This window comes from Nocardioides sp. JQ2195, from assembly GCF_012272695.1.
Classification (GTDB): domain Bacteria; phylum Actinomycetota; class Actinomycetes; order Propionibacteriales; family Nocardioidaceae; genus Nocardioides.
Genome location: NZ_CP050902.1, coordinates 1,850,629 through 1,874,871, shown reverse-complemented (window position 1 = coordinate 1,874,871; position 24,243 = coordinate 1,850,629). Strand labels below are relative to the sequence as shown.

Genomic DNA, 24,243 nt, shown 5'->3' with positions numbered 1-24,243 from the left:
TTGCTGCCATGGCACCCGTGATCCACGAGTTCGACCCGCCCGACCGCTTCGTTGCCGGGACCGTCGGCGAGCCCGGCGACCGAACGTTCTTCCTGCAGGCCCGCCAGGGAGGGCGCCTGGTCAGCGTGTCGCTGGAGAAGCAACAGGTGGCGGTGCTGGCCGAGCGCATCGACGACTTGCTCGACGAGCTGATGAACAACGCCGAGACCGAGAGCGTCATCCCTGCGGTGGCTCCCCTGGACCTCGATGACGCCGGCCCCCTCGAGCAACCGATCGAGGAGGAGTTCCGGGCGGGCACCATGACGCTGTCATGGGAGAGCGACGTCGAACGCATCGTGATCGAGGTGTTCCCGTTCAACGAGGCCGCGGTGGTCACCCCGGACCAGGTCGACGAGGACTTCACCGAGCCGGAGCCCGACGAGGTCTTCCTGGTCCGCATCAGCGCCGGTGCGGCGCGAGCGTTCGTGAAGCGCTCGGCGCAGGTCATCGATGCCGGCCGCCCCTCCTGCCCGTTCTGCGGTGGGCCGATCGACCCCGACGGCCACCTCTGCGTGCGCGCCAACGGCTTCCGGCGACGGAACCCGTGACCCAGTCCACGGCGGAGCCGTCCAGCACCAGCGAGCCGGTGCCGGCCAGTGCCATCTCCACGGGCGACATCGAGCTCCTCGGCCGGGTCATGCCCGCCTCCAACGCCACGTTCGTCGGACTGGTCAACGGCATCCAGGTCGTCTACAAGCCGGTCGCCGGAGAGCGCCCGCTGTGGGACTTCCCCGAGGGGAACCTCGCCCAGCGTGAGGTGGCGGCGTACGCCGTCTCCGAGGCCCTGGGCTGGAACGTCGTGCCCACCACCGTCCTGCGCGACGGGCCGCACGGACCCGGCATGGTGCAGGCCTGGGCCGAGCCCGACGTCGACGTGGCACCGGTCGACATCGTGCCCGAGGGCACCCTGCCTCCCGGCTACCTGCACGTCTTCGACGCCGTCGGCCCGGACGACGAACCCGTCGCCCTCGTCCACGAGGACTCACTGCCACTGCGCCGGATGGCGGTGTTCGATGTGATCGTCAACAACGGCGACCGCAAGGGCGGCCACGTGCTCGCGATCTCCGACGGGCACCGCTTCGGCGTCGACCACGGGGTCTCCTTCCACGTCGACAACAAGCTGCGCAGCGTCCTGTGGGGCTGGCTCGGCGAGCCGCTCACCGACGACGAGACCGACGCCGTACGCCGGGTGCGCGACGACCCCGCACTGCGCCGCCGGCTCACCCACCTGGTCACTCCGGATGAGCTCGACGCCTTCGTCGGTCGGTGTGACGACCTGCTCGACGCGGGGGTGCTTCCGGCACCGTCGGGGGAGTGGCCCGCCATCCCGTGGCCCGCCTTCTGAGGCTCGTTGGTTAGGCTGCCCAGCATGCGCACGTGGTCAGCCCCGCAGGTTCCGTCCCTGCCCGTCCGGGGCCCTCAGGTCTCCATGCACGACACGTCCCGGAACGCCGTCGTGCCGACGACTCCCGGCGACGAGGCCCGTCTCTACGTCTGCGGCATCACGCCGTACGACGCGACGCACATGGGCCATGCGGCGACCTACGTCGCCTTCGACCTGCTGAACCGGGCCTGGAGCATCGCCGGCCACGAGGTGCACTACGTGCAGAACGTCACCGACGTCGACGACCCGCTGCTCGAGCGGGCCACCAAGGTCGGCGTGCTCTGGGAGGAGCTCGCGCTGCGCGAGACCCAGCTCTTCCGTGACGACATGGAGGCGCTCCGTGTCCTCCCACCGCGCGACTACATCGGTGCGGTCGAGTCGATCCCGCTCGTCATCGACCTGATCGAGAAGCTCCGGGCCGCTGGTTCGATCTACACGGTCGACACCGACCTCTACTTCTCGGTGACCGCCGACCCGGCCTTCGGCGACGTCTCGGGCTGGACCCGCGAGGAGATGCTCGAGATCTTCGGTGAGCGCGGGGGAGACCCCGAGCGTCCGGGCAAGAAGGACCCGCTCGACTGCGTCGTGTGGCGTGGAGAGCGCGAGGGTGAGCCGGCGTGGGACAGCCCGTTCGGCCCCGGTCGTCCCGGGTGGCACATCGAATGTGCCGCGATCGCGCTGCAGCACCTCGGCACCACCTTCGACGTCCAGGGTGGCGGCAGCGACCTCATCTTCCCGCACCACGAGATGTCGGCCGGCGAGGTGCAGGTGGCCGAGCGCGGCGAGGCCTTCGCCCGCACCTATGCCCACGCTGGAATGGTGGCCTACGACGGCGAGAAGATGTCGAAGTCGAAGGGCAACCTGGTCTTCGTCTCCGCGCTGCGGATGAGCGACGTCGACCCGATGGCGATCCGGTTGACCCTCCTGCGCCACCACTACCGCTCCGACTGGGAGTGGACCGACGACCAGCTGTGGACCTCGGTGGACACCCTCGCCTCCTGGCGCGAGACGTTGGCCCTCGGGGCCGGTGCTCCCGCGGCGCCGGTCGTGGACGCCGTACTCGCGGCTGTGGCCGACGACCTCAACGCCCCGGCCGCCCTGGCGGCGATCGACGCGTGGTTCGCGGCCACCCAGGCGGGCGAGACCAGCGACCCGACCGCGGCCGGCTCGATCCGCGCCGTGCTCGACGCCTCCTTGGGCCTCGCGCTCTGACTCTCCCCGGCCCGTTCCCCGGCCCGTTCCCCGGCCCGTTCCCCGGCATAGTCCCCAACGTCTCGCAGGCCGAACCACTGATTTCGCCTGCCGGGAGTTAGGGACTATCCCGAGAGGCGGACGGTCAAGGGGCCGGGGGGGGTCGCCGGGGGGGGGCGGGGGGCTCGGGGGGCTCAGTCGGTGTTGCGGCGCTTGAGGTAGCGCTCGAACTCTCGGGCGATCGCCTCCCCGGATGCCTCGGGAAGATCCGTCGTGTCCCTGGTCTCCTCGAGCGCCCGGACATAGTCGCCGATCTCTTCCTCCTCCTCCGCGAGCTCGTCCACACCGCGCTCCCAGGCCCGCGCCTCGTCGGGCAGGTCGAGCAGCGGAATGCCGGCGTCGAGCAGGTCCTCCAGCTGCCCGATCAGGGCCAAGGTGGCCTTCGGGCACGGCGGCTGGGCGACGTAGTGGGGGACCGCGGCCCAGTAGGAGACGGCCGGGATGTCGAGGAGCACGCACGCGTCCTGGAACACTCCGACGATCCCGGTCGGCCCTTCGTACGTCGACTGCTCGAGGTTGAGCCGATCGACCAGGTCGGGCTCGGTGGCGGTGCCGGTGACCGGGACCGGGCGGGTGTGCGGTGTGTCGGCCAGCAGCGCCCCGAGCGTGATCACCATCGCACCCCCGAGGTCGTCGCAGGCGGCGAGCAGCTCGGCGCAGAACTGGCGCCACCGCAGGTTCGGCTCGAGGCCGCGCACCAAGATCACGTCGCGGTCCATGCCCGGGGGCGAGGCCACCGCGATCTCCGTGGTCGGCCAGGTCAGGGACCGGTGACCGCGAGCATCGGTTCCGACGATCGGACGGTTCATCTGGAAGTCATAGAAGTCCTCCGGGTCGACCTTCGCCACGACCCGGGCGTCCCACACGTCGATCAGGTGGTCGACGACCGCGGACGCGGCGTCGGCGGCGTCGTTCCACCCCTCGAACGCCGCGATGACAACGGGATCCACCAGCTCTGGGACGTCCTCCATCTCAATCATCACTTCAGCCTAGACGGGCGAGCGGAATGGGCCGCGTAGCCCCGGCAGGGATTCGTTCGTTGTCAGGCTTTGGTGTCAGCATGCGGGAACCACGTCCAACACATGGACGGCCTGCCTACGCTGAATGTGTCCGCAACCTCGGAGAGGAACCACGTGCCCGAGCCCCAGAACCTCCGCCCCGATGCCACTGCCGCCCTGACGCGGCTGATGGCCGAGCGCATCGTCGTGCTCGACGGGGCGATGGGCACCGCGATCCAGCGGGACCGCCCGAGCGAGGAGGGCTATCGCGGCGAGCGGTTCAAGGAGTGGACCCAGGACCTGCAGGGAAACAACGACCTGCTGTCGTTGACCCAGCCTGACATCATCCGGTCCATCCACGAGGAGTACCTCGAGGCGGGCGCCGACCTGATCGAGACGAACACCTTCAACGCGAACGCCATCTCCCTGGGCGACTACGGCATGGCCGACCTCGCCTACGAGATCAACTTCGAGAGCGCCAGGCTCGCTCGCGCGGCGTGCGACGCCGTCGAGACACCCGACCACCCCCGCTACGTCGCTGGCGCCCTCGGCCCCACCACCCGAACGGCGTCGATCTCGCCCGACGTGAACGACCCCGGCGCCCGCAACATCACCTACGACCAGCTCGTCGATGCCTATGCGACCGCAGCCGCTGGGCTGGTCGACGGCGGCGCCGACCTGCTGATCGTCGAGACGATCTTCGACACCCTCAACGCCAAGGCCGCGATCTTCGCGATCGAGACGCTCTTCGAGGAGCGCGGTCGACGCTGGCCGGTGATCATCTCCGGCACCATCACCGACGCATCGGGCCGCACCCTGTCCGGCCAGGTCACCGAGGCCTTCTGGAACTCGGTGCGCCACTCCCACCCCCTGGCCATCGGCCTCAACTGCGCGCTGGGTGCTGCCGAGATGCGCCCGTACGTCGCCGAGCTCAGCCGCATCGCTGACTGTCACGTTGCCTGCTACCCGAACGCTGGTCTGCCGAACGCCTTCGGTGAGTACGACGAGACGCCCGACCACATGGCCGGCGTGATCCGCGAGTTCGCCGAGAGCGGGCTGGTCAACGTGCTCGGCGGTTGCTGCGGGACGACTCCGGAGCACATCCGGGCCATCGCCGAGGCAGCCGAGGGCCTTCCGCCCCGCGAGCTCGCCCAGGTGCCGGGCGCCATGCGCCTCTCCGGCCTCGAGCCGGTCACGATCGACGAGGACTCGCTCTTCGTGAACGTCGGTGAGCGCACCAACATCACCGGATCAGCGCGTTTCCGGAACCTGATCAAGGACGGCAACTACGACGCCGCCCTCGCAGTGGCCGCACAGCAGGTCGAGAACGGCGCCCAGATCATCGACGTCAACATGGACGAAGGAATGATCGACGGCGTCGCCGCGATGGATCGCTTCCTCAAGCTGATCGCGGGAGAACCCGACATCAGCCGGGTGCCGATCATGATCGACTCCTCGAAGTGGGAGGTCCTCGAGGCTGGCCTCAAGTGCGTGCAGGGCAAGCCGATCGTCAACTCGATCTCCATGAAGGAGGGCGAGGAGAAGTTCCGTCACGAGGCTCGCCTGTGCCGCAAGTACGGCGCGGCAGTGGTCGTGATGGCCTTCGACGAGGAGGGCCAGGCCGACAACCTCGAGCGGCGCATCGAGATCTGCCAGCGTGCCTACACGATCCTGGTCGACGAGGTCGGCTTCCCGGCCGAGGACATCATCTTCGACCCGAACTGCTTCGCCCTGGCCACCGGCATCGAGGAGCACGCCAACTACGGTGTCGACTTCATCGAGGCCACGAGGTGGATCAAGCAGAACCTGCCCGGAGCCCAGATCTCCGGCGGCATCTCGAACGCCTCGTTCTCGTTCCGTGGCAACAACCCGGTGCGCGAGGCGATCCACGCCGTCTTCCTGTTCCACGCGATCCGGGCCGGGCTGTCGATGGGCATCGTCAACGCCGGGGCCCTGGTGGTCTACGACGAGATCGACCCCGAGCTGCGGGAGCGGATCGAGGACGTGGTCCTCAACCGCCGAGATGACGCTGCCGAGCGACTGCTCGAGATCGCCGAGAAGTTCAACAACAAGGGCCAGGAGCAGGATCCCACCAAGGTCGACGAGTGGCGCTCCCTGCCGATCCGTGAACGCATCACGCACGCCCTGGTCAAGGGCCTCGACGCATGGGTGGAGGAGGACACCGAGGAGCTGCGTGCCGAGATCAAGGCCGGCGGCGGGCGTCCCATCGAGGTCATCGAGGGCCCGCTGATGGACGGCATGAACGTTGTCGGGGACCTGTTCGGTGCCGGCAAGATGTTCCTCCCGCAGGTGGTCAAGAGCGCCCGGGTGATGAAGAAGGCAGTGGCCTACCTGCTGCCCTTCATCGAGGCCGAGAAGCAGCCGGGTGACGCCGAGACCAACAACGGCACCATCGTGATGGCGACGGTCAAGGGCGACGTCCACGACATCGGCAAGAACATCGTCGGCGTGGTGCTCCAGTGCAACAACTACGAGGTCATCGACCTCGGTGTGATGGTGCCCGCCCAGAAGATCCTCGACACCGCCCGCGAGGTCGGCGCCGACATGATCGGCCTCTCGGGCCTGATCACACCGTCGCTGGACGAGATGGTCAACGTGGCCGCTGAGATGAAGCGCCAGGAGTTCTCCATCCCGCTGCTGATCGGCGGTGCGACGACCTCCCGGGCACACACGGCCGTCAAGGTCGACAAGCAGTACGACGGCCCGGTGGTGTGGGTCAAGGACGCCTCACGCTCGGTGCCCGTCGCCGCAGCCCTGCTCAGTGATGCCCAGAGGCCGAAGCTGATGGCTGACATCAAGGATGACTACGACGCGCTGCGCGAGCGCCACGCCAACAAGCAGGAACGCCCGATGGTCACCCTCGAGAAGGCGCGCGAGAACCGCACGCCGATCGAGTGGGAGGGCTACGTCCCACCGCTGCCCCGGGAACCCGGCATCCACGTGCTCTCCGAGTACGACCTCGGCGAGCTGCGCGACTTCATCGACTGGCAGCCGTTCTTCAACGCGTGGGAGATGAAGGGCAAGTTCCCCGACATCCTCAACCAGCCGGGCACCGGCGAGGAAGCACGCAAGCTCTACGACGACGCCCAGAACATGCTCGACCTGGTGATCAAGGAGCGCTGGCTCACCGCCAACGCGGTCTTCGGCCTGTTCCCTGCGAATGCGGTCGGTGACGACATCGAGGTGTACGCCGACGACGCGCGCGCCGACGTACGCGCCGTGCTGCACAACCTGCGCCAGCAGGGCGACCACCGTCAGGGCATTCCGAACCGGTCGCTCGGCGACTTCGTGGCGCCGAAGGAGACCGGCCTGCCCGACCACGTCGGTGCCTTCGCCGTCACCGCGGGCCTCGGCTCGATCGAGCGGATCATGAAGTTCAAGGAAGACCTCGACGACTACTCCGCGATCATGCTCGAGGCGATCGCCGACCGGCTCGCGGAGGCCTTCGCCGAGCGGCTGCACCAGCGCGTGCGCACGGAGTTCTGGGCCTACGCGGGCACTGACGGGGGTGAGGCTCTCTCGAATGAGGACCTGATCGCCGAGAAGTACCGCGGCATCCGTCCGGCCCCGGGCTATCCCGCGTGCCCGGAGCACACGGAGAAGAAGACGCTGTGGGAACTCCTCGACGTCACGGCCAACACCGGCATCGAGCTCACCGAGGGGATGGCGATGTGGCCGGGTGCTGCGGTGTCGGGCTGGTACTTCTCGCACCCTGATTCGCAGTACTTCGTGGTCGGTCGGCTCCAGCGCGACCAGGTCACCGACTACGCCAAGCGCAAGGGGTGGACCCAGGCAGAGGCCGAGCGTTGGCTCTCCTCGAACCTGGCCTACGAGCCCGAGGACTGACCGTTCTCGGGGCGTCGAGTCGTCCCGGTCGTGCGATGAGCGTCGGCGCACGGTGGGCGCGAGCGTCCGAGAGCCCAGGCGTGGGTGACCGCACGGATCGGGCGATCGCCGGCCTGCTCGGTGCCTGCACTCCCATTAGGCTGAGCACTCGTTCGTGCTCGCATCCATGGAGGACATCCTGAACACCGAAGCCGGTGGACCGGCAGGTCAGAACCCAGATGTTCCGGCCCCGCTCCCGAAGGCCGTCCTGTTCGACATGGACGGCACCCTGGTCGACACCGAGCCCTACTGGATCGCCACCGAATACGCCCTCGCCGAGAAGTACGGCGGCACGTGGAGCAACGAGCACGCCCTCAACCTGGTCGGCAACGACCTCCTCGAGTCCGGTCGCTACATCCGCGAGCACATGGGCATCGACGTCGAGCCGGCCCGGATCGTGGAGGAGCTGCTCGACGGCGTGGTCGCCCAGGTCGAGCAGCAGGTGCCGTGGTGCCCCGGCGCCGTCGAGCTGCTGGCCTCGCTCCGCGACGCGGGAGTTCCGTGCGGGCTGGTCACGATGAGCTATCGCCGCTTCGTCGCGCCGATCCTGGCCGGGCTCCCGGAGGGCACGTTCGACGCGATCGTCACGGGGGACACCGTCAGCCAGGGCAAGCCGCACCCGGAGCCCTACCTGAAGGGCGCCGCCCTGCTCGGCGTACCTCCCGAGCAGTGCTTGGCCGTCGAGGACTCCAACACCGGTGTGCGTTCCGCCGTCGCGGCCGGGTGCACGGTGCTCGTGGTGCCCAACCACGTGCCGGTGCTCGAGGGGGAGCGGCGGATCTTCCGCGACACGCTCCAGGGTCTCGACGCTCAGGCGCTGGCCCAGATCTGAGTGGCCCAGATCTGGGACGACCAGATCTGGAACGACCAGATCTGGAACGACTCAGGGACCTGAGATGGTCTCGTCGGTGTTGATGTCACCGGAGGGAGCCTGCGCGGGTGACTCGATCTGGAAGATCGGCAGCGGTGGGATCTCCCCACCGAACTCGGGGCACTTGTCCTGGTAGCTGCACCAGTCGCAGAGCCTGCTGCGACGCGGACGCCAGTCGCCGGTCATCTCGGCCTGACGGATCGCCCTCCAGATGGCCTCGATCTTGCGCTCGACCGAGCGCAGGTCGGCCTCGTCGGGCGAATAGCGGAGGATCTCCCCGTTGCCGAGATAGATCAGCTGGAGCATGGCCGGCAGGACGCCGCGGGTGCGCCAGACGACGAGGGCGTAGAACTTCATCTGGAACAGCGCCTTGGCCTCGAACATCTCGCCGGGGGCCCGGCCCGTCTTGTAGTCCACCACCCTGATGGCGCCGTCCGGGGCCACGTCGATGCGATCGATGAAGCCCCGCAGCAACAGCCTCGAGTCGAGGATCGTCTCGACGTAGAGCTCGCGCTCCGCCGGCTCGAGCCGGGTCGGGTCCTCGAGGTCGAAGTACTTGTCGAGCACCGTGCGGCAGGAGGCCAGCCACGTCTCGAAGTCTCGCGGATCCTCGCCCTCCGGAGCCTCGAACAGCTCCGCGACCGACGGCTCGGTCTCGACCAACGCCTCCCACGCCGGTGCGAGCATCTGCTGCGCGTTCGGTGGCGTGCGCTCCGGGGCCGGCAGGTCGAAGAGGTCCTCGAGCACCTTGTGCACCAGGGTGCCGCGCACGGCGTCGGCCGACGGCTCCTCGGGGAACTTGTCGATCGTGCGGTAGCGGTAGAGCAGGGGACAGGTCATGAAGTCACCAGCACGGCTGGGGGAGAGCGCACCCAACACGTCGACACCGTCGACGGGTGTGGAGACCTTCTCGGCCGGTGACGGGGTCATCCTTGTCCCTTCCTGTTCGTGACCCGGCCACAGTAGGACACCCCACCGACAACCCGTTCCCCGGTGGAGGCACGGCGGCCCGGTGGGGGCCTCGACCTCAGGCGGCTTCCGATAGCGTGGAGTCGTGCCAGACCACGATCCGCGCCTCTCCGACGAGCCCACCAGGCCCGCCCGTCCCCCGGGCACGCTGCGCGTGGGCCAGATCGCCGGCGTGGACGTGCTGATCACCATGTCCTGGTTCTTCATCGCGGCACTGATCGCGGTGATGCTCTCGCCGAAGGTCGAGGAGGTGCAGCCGGGCCTAGGTGGCTGGAAGTACGTCGCCGGCTTCGCGTTCGCGGTGGTGCTCTACCTGTCCGTGCTGCTGCACGAGGCCTCCCATGCGCTGATGGCCCAGCACTACGGACACAAGGTCACCTCGATCACCCTGCACTTCCTCGGCGGCGCGACCATGATCGAGGGCGAGGCCCGCCGCCCCCGTGAAGAATTCTGGATCGCGGTGGTCGGACCGCTCACCTCCATCGTGGTGGGCCTGCTCGCGATCCCCCTGGTCTTCGTCATCCCTGACGGACTGCTGGAGTTCGCCGTCCAGGGACTGGCTGCGGCCAACCTGATCGTGGGCGTGATGAACCTGATCCCCGGACTGCCCCTCGACGGGGGCCGGGTCCTGAAGTCCGTGGTGTGGGGGGCCAGCGGCAACGTCCACCGGGGCACCCTGGCCGCCGGGTGGGGCGGGCGGATCACGGCTGTGGCCGTGCTGTTCTGGCCGTTGGCCGTGGAGAGCATCCCGGGGCAGCAGCCACACCTGGTCGACTACCTGTTGTCGTTCGTGGTCGCCCTGTTCCTGTGGACGGGCGCAACCGCCTCGATGCAGAGTGCCCGCCTTCGCCGTCGGCTGCCGTCCATCGTGGCGCGCAACCTGGCCCGACGTACGCTCACCGTTCCCGAGGACCTCCCGGTCGCCGAGGCGGTACGCCGTGCGCAGGAGGCCAGCGCCGGAAGCATGGTGACCGTCTCCAGCTCGGACCACCCGATCGGCATCGTGAACGAGGCTGCACTGCTGGCCGTCCCGGAGGAACGACGCCCCTGGGTCGCGGTCTCGTCCGTGGCACGCAGTCTCGAGGAGGGCCTGAGCCTGCCGGCGTCGATCGCGGGCGAAGACCTGATCAAGGCGATCACCCGCAAGCCGGCCCACGAGTACCTCCTCACGGAGGAGGACGGTTCGATCTACGGCGTGCTGGCCACGGCAGACGTCGATCGCGCCTTCAGCGAGCGACACCAGTAGGGTTCGCGCCATGCCTGACCGCGAGACCATCGACGCTGCCGCCCTTCCCGACGTCCCCACCGAGGCCTGGTCCGGTGTCCACCGTGGACCGCTGAGGGAGGGCGAGTGGGTGCGCCTGACCGACCAGAAGGGTCGGCGCCACAACTTCGCACTCGCAGCCGGAAAGCGCTTCTTCAGCAACCGCGGACACATCGAGCACGATGAGCTGATCGGGCGCGAGGAGGGCTTCACGGTCCCGTCGTCCGCCGGCGGGGAGTACCTCGTGTTCCGCCCGCTGTTGTCGGAGTTCGTGGTCTCCATGCCCAGGGGCGCCGCGGTCGTCTATCCCAAGGACGCTGCCCAGATCGTGGCGATGGCCGACATCTTCCCCGGTGCTCGGGTGGTCGAGGCAGGGGTCGGCTCCGGTGCCCTGACCTGCTCGTTGCTGCGTGCGGTCGGCCCTTGGGGCCGCGTGACGTCCTTCGAGCGGCGCGAGGAGTTCGCCGACGTCGCCCGCAAGAACGTCAACCAGTTCTTCTCCGCCCCCGACGGCCAGACCCACCCCGCGTGGGACCTCCGCCTGGGCGACCTCCAGGAAGAGCTGCCGGGGCTGGGGGAGAAGGTCGACCGGATCATCCTCGACATGCTCGCGCCGTGGGAGTGCGTCGACGCGGTCGCGGACGCCCTGACCCCCGGCGGCATCGTGGTCGCCTACGTCGCGACCACCACGCAGCTCTCCCGCTACGTCGAGACGGTGCGTGCCCACGGAGGCTTCACCGACCCGCAACCGTGGGAGTCACTGGTCCGTGACTGGCACGTCGAGGGACTGGCGGTTCGTCCGGGCCACAAGATGATCGGGCACACGGCGTTCCTGGTGACGGCACGCCGGATGGCACCGGGGGAGACCGCTCCCCGCAAGAAGCGCCGGCCTGCCCCGGGCGCGTACGGCGTCGACTACACCGGCCCGCGCCCGGCCGACCTGCCGCCGCAGGTGCTCGAGGAGCGCCTCGACGACTGAGGAGTGATCCGGAGGTACGCCGAGCGCCAGCGAGGTGTGCCGGAGGAGAGCCCCGCAACGTCGGCGAGCAACAGCACCGACGACTGAGGAGTGCCCTTCGAGACGCTCGCTGCGCTCGCTCCTCAGGAACCGCTCGACCTGAAGCGCCAGCGAGGTGTGCCGGAGGTGAGCCCCACGACGTCGATGGGCAAAAACTTATCGACCTGTGACGGGCAAGTCGCTCGCATCCCTTCCTGTATTGGGTAATGTCACAAGTGACGCAGGAGGTGGTGCACATGTCGGCATCGGACAACTCGAGCAGTCGCGAGGAGCTCATCAGTCAGGTGAGGTTCCTCGAGGCCGAAGTCACCGATCTGCGCCGGAAGCTGGTCGATGGACCGGTCCAGTCCGGCGCACTCGAGCAGCGGCTCATCGACACGCAGCGTTCGCTGGCCGCGGTGACGTCCCAGAACGAGCGCCTCGGGCAGACGTTGCGTGAGGCGCGCGACCAGATCCTCACCCTCAAGGAGGAGGTCGACCGACTGGCCCAGCCGCCGGCCGGCTTCGGCACCTTCCTTGCCCGCAACGAGGATGACTCCATCGACGTCTTCACCGGGGGCCGCAAGCTGCGGGTCACGGTCAGTCCCAACGTCGATCTCGACGAGCTGCGCCGTGGCCAGGAGGTCATGCTCAACGAGGCCCTCAACGTGGTGGCCGCGCTCGACTTCGAGCAGGTCGGCGAGGTCGTCATGCTCAAGGAGCTGATGGCCGATGGCGATCGGATCCTGGTGATCGCGAACGCCGACGAGGAGCGCGTCGTCCGCCTGGCCGCGCCCCTGCGTGAGCAGAAGCTGCGCGCCGGCGACTCCCTGCTGCTCGACTCACGGTCGGGCTACGTCTACGAGAAGGTGCCGAAGTCCGAGGTCGAGGAGCTTGTCCTCGAAGAGGTTCCCGACATCGACTACTCGGTGATCGGAGGACTGGTCGGCCAGATCGACCAGATCCGCGACGCCGTGGAGCTGCCCTACCTGCACCCCGAGCTCTTCAAGGAGCACCAGCTCAAGCCCCCGAAGGGCGTGCTGCTCTACGGTCCGCCCGGTTGCGGCAAGACGTTGATCGCCAAGGCGGTCGCGAACTCGCTGGCCAAGAAGGTGGCCGCCCGGACCGGGCAGGAGGGGAAGTCCTACTTCCTCAACATCAAGGGCCCCGAGCTGCTCAACAAGTACGTCGGCGAGACCGAGCGCCACATCCGCCTGGTCTTCCAGAGGGCACGTGAGAAGGCCAGTGAGGGGACGCCGGTCATCGTCTTCTTCGACGAGATGGACTCGTTGTTCCGGACCCGTGGCTCGGGGGTCTCCTCCGACGTCGAGAACACCATCGTTCCCCAGCTGCTCAGCGAGATCGACGGCGTCGAGCTGCTCGAGAACGTGCTGGTCATCGGCGCCTCCAACCGCGAGGACATGATCGACCCTGCCATCCTGCGACCCGGGCGCCTCGACGTGAAGATCAAGATCGAGCGTCCCGACGCCGAGTCGGCGCGCGACATCTTCAGCAAGTACCTCACCAGCGCGCTGCCGCTGCACGCGGACGACCTGGCCGAGTTCGGTGGCGATCGCGACAGCTGCGTGGCCGGCATGATCCGGGCCACCGTCGAGCGGATGTACACCGAGACCGAGGAGAACCGCTTCCTCGAGGTGACCTACGCCAACGGCGACAAGGAAGTCCTCTACTTCAAGGACTTCAACTCCGGCGCGATGATCCAGAACATCGTCGACCGGGCGAAGAAGATGGCGATCAAGGACCTGCTCGACCACGACCAGAAGGGGCTGCGCGTCCAGCACATGCTCCAGGCCTGTGTCGACGAGTTCAAGGAGAACGAGGACCTCCCCAACACCACGAACCCGGACGACTGGGCCCGCATCTCCGGCAAGAAGGGCGAGCGGATCGTCTTCATCCGCACCCTGATCACCGGAAAGCAGGGCACCGAGCCGGGTCGCTCGATCGACACCGTCTCCAACACCGGCCAGTACCTGTGAGCCAGTACCTGTGAGCCCGTTCCCCTGAGCCCCACAACGCCTGGACCCGTCGTACGGCGGGTCCAGTGCGCCCACAGATCGGCGCCACCACGGATTCCCGAGGTGCACCAACCCTGAGGCTCAACCTCAGGTTGAGAGTCTGCCGCGGCCGAGGAAGCCGTATGCCCAGGGCTTGCCGACAGCGGGCACCCGGATCAGGTGGCGCTCCTCGACCTCCTCCATCGTGAAGCCCGCTCCCTGCACCAGCGCTGGGATGTCGCGGGTGAGGTGGCAGCCGCCGCAGACCAGGCCCTGCAGGGGATCGAGCCGGCGCTGCCACCGGGCCACGCCGACGTCGGGGGAACGACCGTGCTCCAAGAAGTGCAGGGTTCCTCCCGGCCGCAGCACCCGGCGCACCTCGGAGAGGGCCCGCTCGACGTCCGGGATGGTGCACAGCGAGAAGGTCACCAGCGCCGCGTCGTACGACGCATCAGCAGCGTCGATCACCTGACCGTCGAGCCCGATCCGCTCCACCGGCACCTCGGAGCCGGCACGTCGGTCGCACGATCGGGACCACCCGAGGTCGGAGGGCTCCACGGCATCGAGCGAGTCCACGGTGCCTGGCAGGTGGGGCAGGTTCAGCCCGGACCCGAAGCCGATCTCCAGCACGCGACCCGAGAGCCCGGCGCAGACGCGCACTCTCAGCTCACTGATCTCCGGCGCCGAGAGCGAGACGTCGGTCAGGCGAGGCACCAGGTGATCCGTCCACCAACCCATGCATCTGACCGTAGCGCGGCCGCGTCCCGGGACTGTGGCGTGCGTCCCGAGTAGGCTCGAATCATGAGCGTCAGACGGGTGATGGGGACCGAGGTCGAATACGGCATCTCGGTCCAGGGCCAGCCGAACGCCAATCCGATGGTGGCGTCCTCCCAGGTCGTCAACGCCTATGCCTCGGCGACGGCGAAGGCCCGGCGCGCGAGATGGGACTTCGAGGAGGAGTCGCCGCTGCGTGACGCGCGCGGCTTCGACATGTCGCGACAGATCGCCGACCCGACGCAGCTGACCGACGAGGACCTCGGCCTGGCCAACGTGATCCTCACCAACGGTGCGCGGTTGTACGTCGACCACGCCCACCCGGAGTACGCCACCCCCGAGTGCACGAACCCGCTCGACATCGTCAGGTGGGACAAGGCAGGCGAGCAGGTGATGCTCGACGCGGCCCGTCGCGCCTCGAGCATCCCCGGGGCCGCGCAGATCCTGCTCTACAAGAACAACACCGACAACAAGGGCGCCTCCTACGGGACCCACGAGAACTACCTGATGCGGCGCTCGACCGCGTTCGCCGACATCGTCCGCCACCTGACACCCTTCTTCGTGTCCCGCCAGGTGGTCGCCGGCGCAGGACGCGTCGGCATCGGCCAGGACGGGCGCGACCACGGGTTCCAGATCAGCCAGCGCGCCGACTTCTTCGAGGTCGAGGTCGGCCTCGAGACCACCCTGAAGCGACCGATCATCAACACCCGCGACGAGCCCCATGCCGATCCGGAGAAGTATCGCCGACTGCACGTGATCATCGGTGACGCGAACCTGGCCGAGGTGTCGACGTACCTCAAGGTCGGCACCACCGCCCTGGTGCTGGCGATGATCGAGGACAAGTTCATCACCGTGCCGCTCGCCGTCGACTCTCCGGTCGCGTCGCTGCGAGCGATCTCGCACGACCCCACGTGCCGCCACCTGGTCACGCTCGAGGACGGTCGCAAGCTCACCGGTGTGCAGCTGCAGATGGAGTACCTCGACCTGGCCCGCAAGTATGTCGAGGAGACCCTCGGCGACGACGCCGATCCCCAGACCCGCGACGTGCTGGCCCGGTGGGAGTCGGTGCTGACGCGCCTCGAGCGCAACCCGATGGAGTGCGCCGGCGAGCTCGACTGGGTGGCCAAGCTGAAGCTGCTCGAGCAGTACCGCCAGCGTGACGGCCTCGAGTGGAGCGACGCCAAGCTGCACCTGATCGACCTGCAGTACTCCGACATCCGTCCTGAGAAGGGGCTCTACCACCGGTTGGCCCGGCTGGGCCGGGTCGAGCGGCTGCTCGAGGACGCACCCGTCGAGGCCGCCATGCACGACCCGCCGACCGACACCCGTGCCTACTTCCGGGGGCGCTGCCTCGAGCAGTACGCCGACTCGGTCGCCGCCGCGTCCTGGGACTCGGTCATCTTCGACCTGCCCGGTCGCGAGTCGCTGCAGCGGATCCCCACCATCGACCCGTTGCGCGGGAGCAAGGCCCACGTGGGTGAGCTCCTCGACCGTTGTGAGACCGCGGAACAGCTGTTCGACGCCCTCACGCACTGACGTCCCGGGTCACGCCGGGCGCCCGTCGGGTTGAGACAGTGCGGCCCGTTGGTCACCATTTGTTCGCATGAGTGGATAGGGTCGATGACATGGCACAGGAGCAGAAGCAGCCGAAGAAGTCGACCGAGGACACGCCGGTCGAAGAAGAGACCGTTGCGCCCGAGGGTGCAGTCGCCGAGCGCAAGGAACAGCTCGACGAAGATGTCGACGCGATCCTTGACGAGATCGACGACGTGCTCGAGACCAACGCCGAGGACTTCGTGAAGTCCTTCATCCAGAAGGGCGGTCAGTGAGCAGGTGAGCACCCCCAGCTACGGATCCCGCCTGCCCGCATCCTTCCTGACGCCCGGCACGTCGTCGTTCTCCGACTTCCTCGCCGAGCAGTCACCCGCGCTGCTGCCCACGAGCCGTTCGGTGCCCCAGGGCAACGCCGGCGACCTCTCACCGCACGGCACCACCATCGTGTCGGCCACCTTCCCCGGCGGCGTGATCATGGCGGGTGACCGCCGGGCCACGATGGGCAACATCATCGCGCAGCGCGACATCCAGAAGGTCTTCCCGGCCGACGAGTTCAGCTGCGTCGGCATCGCCGGCGCCGCCGGCCTCGCCGTGGAGATGGTGCGGTTGTTCCAGACCGAGCTCGAGCACTACGAGAAGATCGAGGGCGTGACGCTCTCCATGGACGGCAAGGCGAACCGTCTCGCCGCCCTGATCCGGGCCAACCTCGGTCTGGCCATGCAGGGTCTCTCGGTCGTGCCGCTGTTCTCCGGCTATGACCTCTCGGCCGAGCAGGGGCGGATCTTCTCCTACGACGTGACCGGGGGCCGATACGAGGAGACCGCCTTCCACTCGGTCGGCTCCGGCTCGATGTTCGCCCGAGGCGCGCTGAAGAAGCTCTACCGCGAGGACCTCAGCGAGGCCGAGTGCGTCACCGCCGTGGTCCAGGCGCTCTACGACGCCGCGGACGACGACTCGGCGACCGGCGGACCTGACGTGAGTCGACGCATCTTCCCGATCGTGCAGGTGATCACCGGCAACGGCGGCCGCAGGATGCCCGACGATGAAGTGGCGGCGATCGCCGACCAGGTCATCGCCGGTCGCCTGCGTCGCCCCGACGGCCCTGCGGCTGACCTGATCTGATCGTCCGGTGATCGAGCTTGTCGCGATCAAGACTTCCTGAGGAACTCACATGAGCATGCCGTACTACGTCTCTCCCGAGCAGCTGATGAAGGACCGCGCCGACTTCGCGCGCAAGGGCATCGCCCGGGGCAGGTCCGTGGTCGCCGTCCAGTTCGCCGACGGTGTCCTGTTCGTCTCGGAGAACCCATCCCAGGCGCTGCACAAGGTCTCGGAGATCTACGACCGGATCGCCTTCGCGGCGGTCGGTCGCTACAACGAGTTCGAGAACCTGCGCATCGCCGGCGTCCGGTTGGCCGACATGCGCGGCTACGCCTACGACCGGCGCGACGTCACCGGTCGCGGCCTGGCCAACGCCTATGCCCAGACACTCGGCACGATCTTCTCGAGTGGGGGCGAGAAGCCCTACGAGGTCGAGATCTTCGTGGCCGAGATCGGTGACGAAGCCGCTGCCGACCAGATCTATCGACTGACCTACGACGGCCAGGTGGCCGACGAGCACGGGTACGCCGTGATGGGTGGCGCCGCCGACCAGGTCGCCGCACACCTCGAGGAGCACTACACCGAGGGCGCCTCGCTCGACGACGCGATCAAGCTCGCCGTGGCCGCGCTCGGTCACTCCGACAGCGCTGATCGGGTGATCCCGGCCGATGACCTCGAGGTCGCCGTCCTGGACCGCACCCGCACCCAGCCACGCAAGTTCCGCCGGATCCGTCCGGCCGACCTCGACGGCATCCTCGGCGAGCGGGGTCCGGAGACCCCGGCCGATCCCAACCAGGAGGACTCCGAGACCGCTGCGGCCCCCACGGTGCCCAGCGGCCCTGACAATCCGCTCGACCCCACCGACACGATCAGCGGCACCACTCCGCCGCTCGAGGACCCGGTGACCGGCGAGCCCTCCTCGGGAGCACCTCGCCCGAGCGAGTCGACCTCCGACGAGCCGCCGACGGCACCTCCGGTCGCACCGCCGCCGCCCGGGCCCCAGCCCGGAGGTGAGCCCGGTGGGGAGCCCGGCGGGGAGCCGCCGATCGCTCCCTGAGCCGGCCTCGCCCTGGCTCTCACCCGGCGGTGGTGGGAACGCGATCCTCCAACGTCCCACCCGTTTGCCCATGCTGTGACTAGTGTTGGGCCATGGACCGCCGAATCTTCGGGATCGAGAACGAGTACGGCGTCACGTGCACGTTCCAGGGACAGCGCCGCCTGAGCCCCGACGAAGTTGCTCGCTACCTCTTCCGCAAGGTGGTGTCCTGGGGCCGCAGCAGCAACGTCTTCCTGCGCAACGGCGCACGGCTCTACCTCGACGTCGGCAGCCACCCGGAGTACGCCACCCCCGAGTGCGACGACATCGTCGAGCTGGTCACCCACGACAAGGCGGGGGAGCGGGTCCTCGAAGGGCTGCTCGTCGACGCGGAGCGCCGTCTGCACGACGAAGGCATCGCCGGTGACATCTACCTCTTCAAGAACAACACCGACTCGGCCGGCAACTCCTACGGCTGCCACGAGAACTACCTGGTCGGCAGGGCTGGCGAGTTCAGCCGGCTGGCCGACATCCTGATCCCGTTCCTGGTCACCCGGCAGATCGTGGTCGGCGCCGGGAAGGTGATCCAGACACCCCGCGGTGCGTCGTACTCCGTCAGTCAGCGTGCCGAGCACATCTGGGAGGGAGTCTCGAGCGCCACCACGCGCAGCCGGCCGATCATCAACACCCGCGACGAGCCCCACGCAGACGCCGAGAAGTACCGCCGACTGCACGTCATCGTGGGCGACTCCAACATGAGCGAGACCACCACCCTGCTCAAGGTGGCCAGCTGCGACCTGGTCCTGCGGATGATCGAGGAGGGCGTGGTCATGCGCGACCTCACGATGGAGAACCCGATCCGAGCCATCCGGGAGATCTCCCACGACATGACGGGCCGCAAGAAGGTCCGGCTGGCCAACGGCCGAGAGGCGAGCGCGTTGGAGATCCAGCTGGAGTACCTCACCCGGGCGCGTGACTTCGTCGACCGCAGGGAGATCCGGACACCGGTGATCGACCAGGCGCTGGACCTGTGGGAGCGCGGCCTCAAGGCGATCGAGTCCGGCGACCTCGGGCTCGTCGACCGCGAGATCGACTGGGTGATCAAGTGGAAGCTGATCGAGCGCTACCGGGCCAAGCACGACCTCCCACTCGGCTCCGCACGAGTCGCCCAGCTCGACCTCGCCTATCACGACATCCACCGGGGCCGCGGGCTCTACTACCTCCTCGAGAAGCGCGGCGCGGTTGCCCGGGTGACCGACGACCTGCCGATCTTCCGGGCGAAGTCGGTGCCACCGCAGAACACCCGCGCCCGTCTGCGGGGTGACTTCATCCGGAAGGCCCAGGAGCGCCGGCGCGACTTCACCGTCGACTGGGTGCACCTCAAGCTCAACGACCAGGCCCAACGCACGGTCCTGTGCAAGGACCCCTTCAAGTCCGTCGACGAACGCGTGCAGCGACTCATCGACGGCATGTGAGCCGGCGTTGCCAACTGCGGCTAGGCTGTCCCGCGCTTGCCGAACTCGAACCTGAGGTGAATCCGTTGCGTCGCGTCCCCCTGCTCCTGGGCACCCTGCTCCTCATCATGGCCGGTCTCTCCGCTTGCGGCGACGACACCGGCGCCGGCACGTCCTTCGACGGAGACACCGGCAAGGTGTCCGTCGCCGGCGACTTCGGCAAGGAGCCCAAGCTGACCTTCGACGGTTCCCTGTCGGTGTCGCAGACCAAGGTCGACGTGATGTCCGAGGGTGACGGCCCGACCCTCGAGGACGGCGACGCGGTCTTCGCGAACCTCTACATCGCCAACGGCTATACCGGTGAGCAGGCCGCCAGCACCTGGGACGACGGCGGACGCACGACGATGATCGAGGTCGCCGACAATCCCTTCCCCGCGTTCAAGGAGGCGCTCGCCGGCCAGCACGTCGGGTCCCGCATCGCGGTGCAGGCACCGCCCGAGGACGCGTTCGGCGAAGCCGGCAACGACAACCTCGCGATCGCCGGCAGCGACACGGTCGTGTTCGTGATCGACCTGGTCAAGAAGCTGCCCGACAGCATCGAGGCCGGCAAGGCACGCTCCCCGGAGGGCGGTCCCCGGATCGTGGAGAAGGACGGCACGATCACCGGTCTGAAGTTCACCGGCAAGACCGCCGCGATCAATAAGCTCACAACCGAGACGCTGGTCGACGGCAAGGGCCCCAAGGCGAAGGACGGCGACACGCTCGTCGTCAAGTACCTCGGCCAGGTCAACGGCAAGAACGAGGTCTTCGACGAGAACTTCAGCGACTCCAGCCGCTTCCCGGTCACGTTGGGCGCCGGTGGTTCGATCAAGGGCTGGCAGGACGGCCTGACCGGGGTGAAGGCCGGCAGCCGGGTGCTGCTCCGGATCCCCGCGAAGCTCGGGTACGGCAAGCAGGGCAGCGGGGAGAAGATCCCACCGAACTCCGACCTGGTGTTCGTGCTCGACGTCCTCGCCATCAACAACTGACGCTGGCTGACAGGCCAGGTCCACCAGCAGTCAAGGAGGCAGCAGGTGACCAAGAGCGAACGACTGCTCAATCTGCTGATCCTGCTCCTGGTCCAACGCCACCCGATCACGAAGGCGAAGATCCGGGCCACCGTTCCGCCGTACACGGAGGCGAGTGACGAGGCCTTCGACCGGATGTTCGAGCGGGACAAGGACGAGCTGCGTGCCCTCGGCGTCCCGGTGGAGCTGGCGGCGGTCGACAAGTTCTTCGACGACGAGACCGGCTACCGCGTCAACCCCGCGACCTTTGCGCTGCCCGGCATCAACCTGACCGCGGACGAGGCGGCCGTGATCGGCCTGGCCACCCGGGTCTGGCAGCACGCCGGCCTGGCTGCTGCCACCAGCGACGCCCTCGCCAAGCTCAGCGCTGCCGGGGTGGAGGTCGACCGGAGCCGGCTCGACATCGCCGCCCCCGTGGTGGGCGTGTCCGATGCGAACTTCGACATCTTCTGGCAGTCCTCCCTCGACCGCACCCGCGTCTCGTTCGACTACCAGCGCGCGGGCAGCGCCACCCCGGCCAAGCGCCGACTCGAGCCGTGGGGCGTGGTCTCCTCGTCCGGCCGGTGGTACGTCGTGGGGCGCGACGTCGATCGTGGGGAACCGCGCCTGTTCCGGCTGTCCCGGGTGCACGGCCCGGCCAGGCGCACCGGGCGCGGAGATGCCTACCAGGTGCCCGAGGGGGTCAACCTGCGCGACCTGACGGCGAGCCTGAGCCCGGGCCCGGCCACCGAGACCGGCACCGTGCTGGTGCGCCCCGACACCGCACACTCGCTGCGCCGCAACGCCGTCGAGGTCGAGACCGACGTGGCTGGACCGGGTGACGCGTCGTGGGACCGGATCACGCTCACCTATTCCTCCACCGACACGTTCGTCGACGAGGTGCTGGCCTTCGGCCCGGACGCCGTCGTCGAGACACCTCCCGAGGCCCGCGACCTCGCCGTCAGGCGACTGACCAAGGTCAAGGGGGTCACCGCATGAGCACCGGAGCCAAGGAACAGGTGGGCCGACTCCTCGCCCTGGTCCCGTTAATCCGCCGCGAGGGCGACATGCGGGTCGACGCTGCTGCCAAGCGCCTGGGCGTGCCCGCCCAGCAGCTGGTCGACGACCTGCGCGTGCTCATCTACTGCGGATGGCCGGGCTGGCTGCCCGGTGACCTCATCGAGGTCGACCTCGACGCCCTCGACGGCGAGAGCGTGATCCGCATCCACAACGCTGACTACCTCAGTGCTCCGCTGCGCCTCTCCGCGGCGGAGGCCTCCGCGATCACCGTCGCCCTGCGCACCCTGCGGGAGTCCGCCGACGGTGACACCCTCGACAGCCTCGATCGGGCCCTGGCCAAGATCGAGGCCGTCGCCGAGGACGGCCGCACCACGCCGAGGGTCGACGTGCACGTCCCTGCGCAGCAGCGCGAGACCACCGCGCTCAGGGCCAGGCTGGCCCGGGCCGTTGCCGACCAGCGACAGGTCTCGCTCACCTACTACGTCCCGGCCCGCGACGAGAACACCGAGCGCACCGTCGACCCACTCGGCCTGGTCGACTCGCAGGGCATGGCCTACCTGCAGGCCTGGTGCCACACCGCCCACAACCGACGCCTGTTCCGGCTCGACCGGGTGGTGGCCGCCGTGGTCCTCGACACACCGGCCGACGCGCACCCCGATGTCGAACCCCTCGACCTCGCCGAAGGCCTCTTCCGCCCCGCCACCGACAGCCCCGAGGTCACCCTGCGCCTCGCGCCGCAGGCCCGCTGGGTCGCGGAGTACTACCCGGTGGAGTCGGTCAAGGAGCGCCGCGGTGACAAGCTCGACGTCCGGATGCGGGTCGCCGACCCACGCTGGCTCACCAGGCTGCTCCTGCGCCTGGCCCCGCACGCGGAGGTGCTAGCCCCCCAGGAGTACGCCGATGCCTTCACCGCCACCGCACAGGACGCCCTGAGCCTCTACCGTGGAGGTGGCGAGTAGGATGAGGAACGACCCGCCCACCAGGTAAGGACATCCATGTTCAGCCGCATCGGCCCACTCGAGATCACGCTGATCCTGCTCCTCGTCGTGCTGCTCTTCGGCGCCAAGAAGCTTCCCGAGCTCGCTCGGGGAACCGGCCGCGCACTGCGCATCTTCAAGGCGGAGACCAAGGGCCTCATCGACGACGACGATGACGACCAGACCAAGCCCGCCCCCAAGCCGACCGGCGAGCTGAACGCGCCCGACCGCTCCACCGACTCCGAGGCCCTCAAGTCGGAGCAGCGCCCCGACTCGGCCAGCTGAGCCACGCGTCGACGTCAACCCAGAGAATCACTCCAGAGAACCCGCTGCTGTGTCCCTGGTCGGTCTCCTCGCGCTCTTCAGCACCAAGCCCCGCAACGGGCTCTCCGACGACGGCAGGATGGCCCTGGGCGACCACCTGCGTGAGCTGCGTGCACGCCTCCTGCGCGTCACCGTGGTCCTGGTCGTCGCGATCAGCATCTCGCTCTTCTTCTTCGACGCGATCTTCCAGCTGATCCTCGCCCCCTACGACGACGCCCGTCGGTCCCTCGGCTCCGACGTCTCCACCGCGGCCACCATCAACGGTGCCGGCGGACCCCTCATGCTGCACCTGAAGCTCTGCGGGGTGACTGCACTGGTGGTGACGAGTCCCTACTGGCTCTACCAGATCTGGGCCTTCATCCTCCCGGGCCTGCACGCCAACGAGCGCAAGTGGTCGCGGGTCTTCGCCGCCATTGCCGGGCCGCTGTTCCTGGTCGGTTCGTGGATCGGCTACCTCACCCTGCCCAAGGGCCTCGAGGTGCTCATCTCCTTCACGCCCGCCGACCTGACCAACCTGATCGAGTTCAGCGACTACCTCACCTTCCTGACCCGGACCCTGCTGGTCTTCGGCATCGCGTTCGAGATCCCCGTCTTCGTGATCCTGCTCAACCTCGCCGGCATCGTGAAGGGCAAGACACTGGGGGAGCACCGCCCGTGGATCATCATCGGCGTCTTCGTCTTCGCCGCCGTGGCCACGCCGTCGACCGACCCCTTCTCGATGCTCTTCCTGGCCGTCCCGATGGTCCTGCTCTTCGCCATCTCCGAGGTGATCTGCCGCGTCATGGACTCACGCCGCCTCAAGGCCGACCCGTCGTACGGGCTCAGCGACGACGAGAGGTCCGCGCTGTGAGCTTCCCACCACTGACCCACGTCGACCCGTTCGACCTGCCCGAGTGGCTCGGCACGACAGAAGTCACCTGGCAGCTGGACAGCCAGTCGGAGTCCCCGGCTCACCACCTCGCCGGGCGCCTCGTCTCGAGCGAGGGCGGCCTCGACTGCGACCTGCTGGCGGTCGACCAGGCGTTCCCGACACCGGTGGCCGGCTCCGCGGACCGCACCCTGGTCCACCAGGCCTGGCGCAACGGCCAGGTCGTGCTCGCGGAGTACGACGACCGGCTGGCGCTGGTCGTGCCGGGCACCGGCTTCACCGCCGACCGCATCCTGGCCACCCTCGGGCGTCTCGCGAAGGCCGTCGGCGCGCGACCGGAGCAGTTCGTCGCCGCGCTGCGTGTCGGGGCCATCGCCGACCACGGCTAGTGTCGG

The 24,243-nt window shown here is 68.5% G+C and carries 21 protein-coding genes and 1 pseudogene; 19 read left to right on the top strand and 3 right to left on the bottom strand.

Going from position 1 to position 24,243, the window contains the following annotated elements; genetic code table 11:
• The first annotated feature begins 8 nt into the window (after window positions 1-8).
• Genes ncot_RS08920 through mshC form a run of 3 tightly spaced genes read left to right on the top strand, consistent with a single transcriptional unit; the run spans window position 9 to window position 2,635 of the window.
• Window positions 9-587, top strand: a complete 579-nt coding sequence (locus ncot_RS08920; protein ID WP_168617295.1) for a DUF3090 domain-containing protein — start codon at window positions 9-11, stop codon at window positions 585-587.
• The gene (locus ncot_RS08915; protein WP_240938141.1) at window positions 584-1,384 is read left to right on the top strand and encodes an SCO1664 family protein; all 801 of its coding nucleotides are present in this window, start codon (window positions 584-586) and stop codon (window positions 1,382-1,384) included. Before ncot_RS08920 ends, ncot_RS08915 begins: the two co-directional genes overlap by 4 nt.
• 24 nt (window positions 1,385-1,408) lie before the next feature.
• Window positions 1,409-2,635 (top strand): cysteine--1-D-myo-inosityl 2-amino-2-deoxy-alpha-D-glucopyranoside ligase, encoded by a 1,227-nt coding sequence (gene mshC, locus ncot_RS08910; RefSeq protein ID WP_168617294.1) that lies wholly within the window; start codon window positions 1,409-1,411, stop codon window positions 2,633-2,635.
• Between the two features lie 173 nt (window positions 2,636-2,808).
• Here mshC and ncot_RS08905 read toward each other — a convergent pair whose 3' ends face one another.
• Window positions 2,809-3,654, bottom strand: a complete 846-nt coding sequence (locus tag ncot_RS08905) for a PAC2 family protein (RefSeq protein WP_168617293.1) — start codon at window positions 3,652-3,654, stop codon at window positions 2,809-2,811.
• A 153-nt stretch (window positions 3,655-3,807) separates the two neighbouring features.
• Here ncot_RS08905 and metH point away from each other — a divergent pair, with 153 nt between their 5' ends.
• Window positions 3,808-7,539, top strand: coding sequence for a methionine synthase (gene metH / locus ncot_RS08900; protein WP_277345797.1), 3,732 nt, complete (start codon window positions 3,808-3,810; stop codon window positions 7,537-7,539).
• Between the two features lie 154 nt (window positions 7,540-7,693).
• Window positions 7,694-8,410, top strand: a complete 717-nt coding sequence (locus ncot_RS08895; protein WP_240938140.1) for an HAD family phosphatase — start codon at window positions 7,694-7,696, stop codon at window positions 8,408-8,410.
• Between the two features lie 51 nt (window positions 8,411-8,461).
• Here ncot_RS08895 and ncot_RS08890 read toward each other — a convergent pair whose 3' ends face one another.
• On the bottom strand, window positions 8,462-9,379 hold the full coding sequence (locus tag ncot_RS08890; protein ID WP_168617291.1) for a RecB family exonuclease: 918 nt from the start codon (window positions 9,377-9,379) through the stop codon (window positions 8,462-8,464).
• A gap of 124 nt (window positions 9,380-9,503) precedes the next feature.
• Between ncot_RS08890 and ncot_RS08885 the strand changes: the two genes are divergently transcribed.
• From ncot_RS08885 to arc, 3 genes are all read left to right on the top strand, one after another.
• On the top strand, window positions 9,504-10,664 hold the full coding sequence (locus ncot_RS08885; RefSeq protein ID WP_240938139.1) for a site-2 protease family protein: 1,161 nt from the start codon (window positions 9,504-9,506) through the stop codon (window positions 10,662-10,664).
• 10 nt (window positions 10,665-10,674) lie between these two features.
• Complete coding sequence (locus tag ncot_RS08880) at window positions 10,675-11,661, top strand: tRNA (adenine-N1)-methyltransferase (protein WP_168617290.1); 987 nt, start codon at window positions 10,675-10,677, stop codon at window positions 11,659-11,661.
• 275 nt (window positions 11,662-11,936) lie between these two features.
• Complete coding sequence (arc, locus tag ncot_RS08875; RefSeq protein WP_168617289.1) at window positions 11,937-13,676, top strand: proteasome ATPase; 1,740 nt, start codon at window positions 11,937-11,939, stop codon at window positions 13,674-13,676.
• A gap of 126 nt (window positions 13,677-13,802) precedes the next feature.
• Here arc and ncot_RS08870 read toward each other — a convergent pair whose 3' ends face one another.
• Complete coding sequence (locus tag ncot_RS08870) at window positions 13,803-14,432, bottom strand: methyltransferase domain-containing protein (RefSeq protein ID WP_168617288.1); 630 nt, start codon at window positions 14,430-14,432, stop codon at window positions 13,803-13,805.
• Window positions 14,433-14,495: 63 nt separating this feature from the next.
• On the opposite strand from ncot_RS08870, the gene dop reads away from it, so the two are divergent.
• The 11 genes and pseudogenes from dop to ncot_RS08815 all read left to right on the top strand — a co-directional run bounded on the left by dop (window position 14,496) and on the right by ncot_RS08815 (window position 24,237).
• Complete coding sequence (gene dop / locus ncot_RS08865) at window positions 14,496-16,004, top strand: depupylase/deamidase Dop (protein ID WP_168617287.1); 1,509 nt, start codon at window positions 14,496-14,498, stop codon at window positions 16,002-16,004.
• 89 nt (window positions 16,005-16,093) lie between these two features.
• Entirely contained in the window at window positions 16,094-16,297 is a 204-nt protein-coding gene (locus tag ncot_RS08860; RefSeq protein WP_168617286.1) for a ubiquitin-like protein Pup, read from the top strand.
• 4 nt (window positions 16,298-16,301) lie between these two features.
• Window positions 16,302-17,144: a proteasome subunit beta gene (prcB, locus tag ncot_RS08855; protein WP_168617285.1), complete on the top strand. Its 843-nt coding sequence runs from the start codon at window positions 16,302-16,304 to the stop codon at window positions 17,142-17,144.
• A 49-nt stretch (window positions 17,145-17,193) separates the two neighbouring features.
• Window positions 17,194-17,883: pseudogene (gene prcA, locus ncot_RS08850) on the top strand (proteasome subunit alpha); the annotation flags it as partial.
• Between the two features lie 389 nt (window positions 17,884-18,272).
• Window positions 18,273-19,634, top strand: coding sequence for a Pup--protein ligase (gene pafA, locus ncot_RS08845; RefSeq protein ID WP_168617283.1), 1,362 nt, complete (start codon window positions 18,273-18,275; stop codon window positions 19,632-19,634).
• Window positions 19,635-19,699: 65 nt separating this feature from the next.
• Window positions 19,700-20,641: an FKBP-type peptidyl-prolyl cis-trans isomerase gene (locus ncot_RS08840; RefSeq protein ID WP_168617282.1), complete on the top strand. Its 942-nt coding sequence runs from the start codon at window positions 19,700-19,702 to the stop codon at window positions 20,639-20,641.
• Between the two features lie 45 nt (window positions 20,642-20,686).
• A complete protein-coding gene (locus tag ncot_RS08835) occupies window positions 20,687-21,658 on the top strand; it encodes a WYL domain-containing protein (protein ID WP_168617281.1) in 972 nt (323 codons plus the stop codon).
• Window positions 21,655-22,638, top strand: coding sequence for a WYL domain-containing protein (locus ncot_RS08830; RefSeq protein WP_168617280.1), 984 nt, complete (start codon window positions 21,655-21,657; stop codon window positions 22,636-22,638). Before ncot_RS08835 ends, ncot_RS08830 begins: the two co-directional genes overlap by 4 nt.
• A 36-nt stretch (window positions 22,639-22,674) precedes the next feature.
• Window positions 22,675-22,941 carry a Sec-independent protein translocase subunit TatA gene (gene tatA / locus ncot_RS08825; RefSeq protein WP_168617279.1) on the top strand — a complete coding sequence of 89 codons (267 nt, stop codon included), beginning with the start codon at window positions 22,675-22,677 and terminating at the stop codon, window positions 22,939-22,941.
• 49 nt (window positions 22,942-22,990) lie between these two features.
• Window positions 22,991-23,830, top strand: a complete 840-nt coding sequence (tatC, locus tag ncot_RS08820; protein WP_168617278.1) for a twin-arginine translocase subunit TatC — start codon at window positions 22,991-22,993, stop codon at window positions 23,828-23,830.
• Window positions 23,827-24,237: a hypothetical protein gene (locus tag ncot_RS08815; protein ID WP_168617277.1), complete on the top strand. Its 411-nt coding sequence runs from the start codon at window positions 23,827-23,829 to the stop codon at window positions 24,235-24,237. Before tatC ends, ncot_RS08815 begins: the two co-directional genes overlap by 4 nt.
• Window positions 24,238-24,243 lie beyond the last annotated feature (6 nt).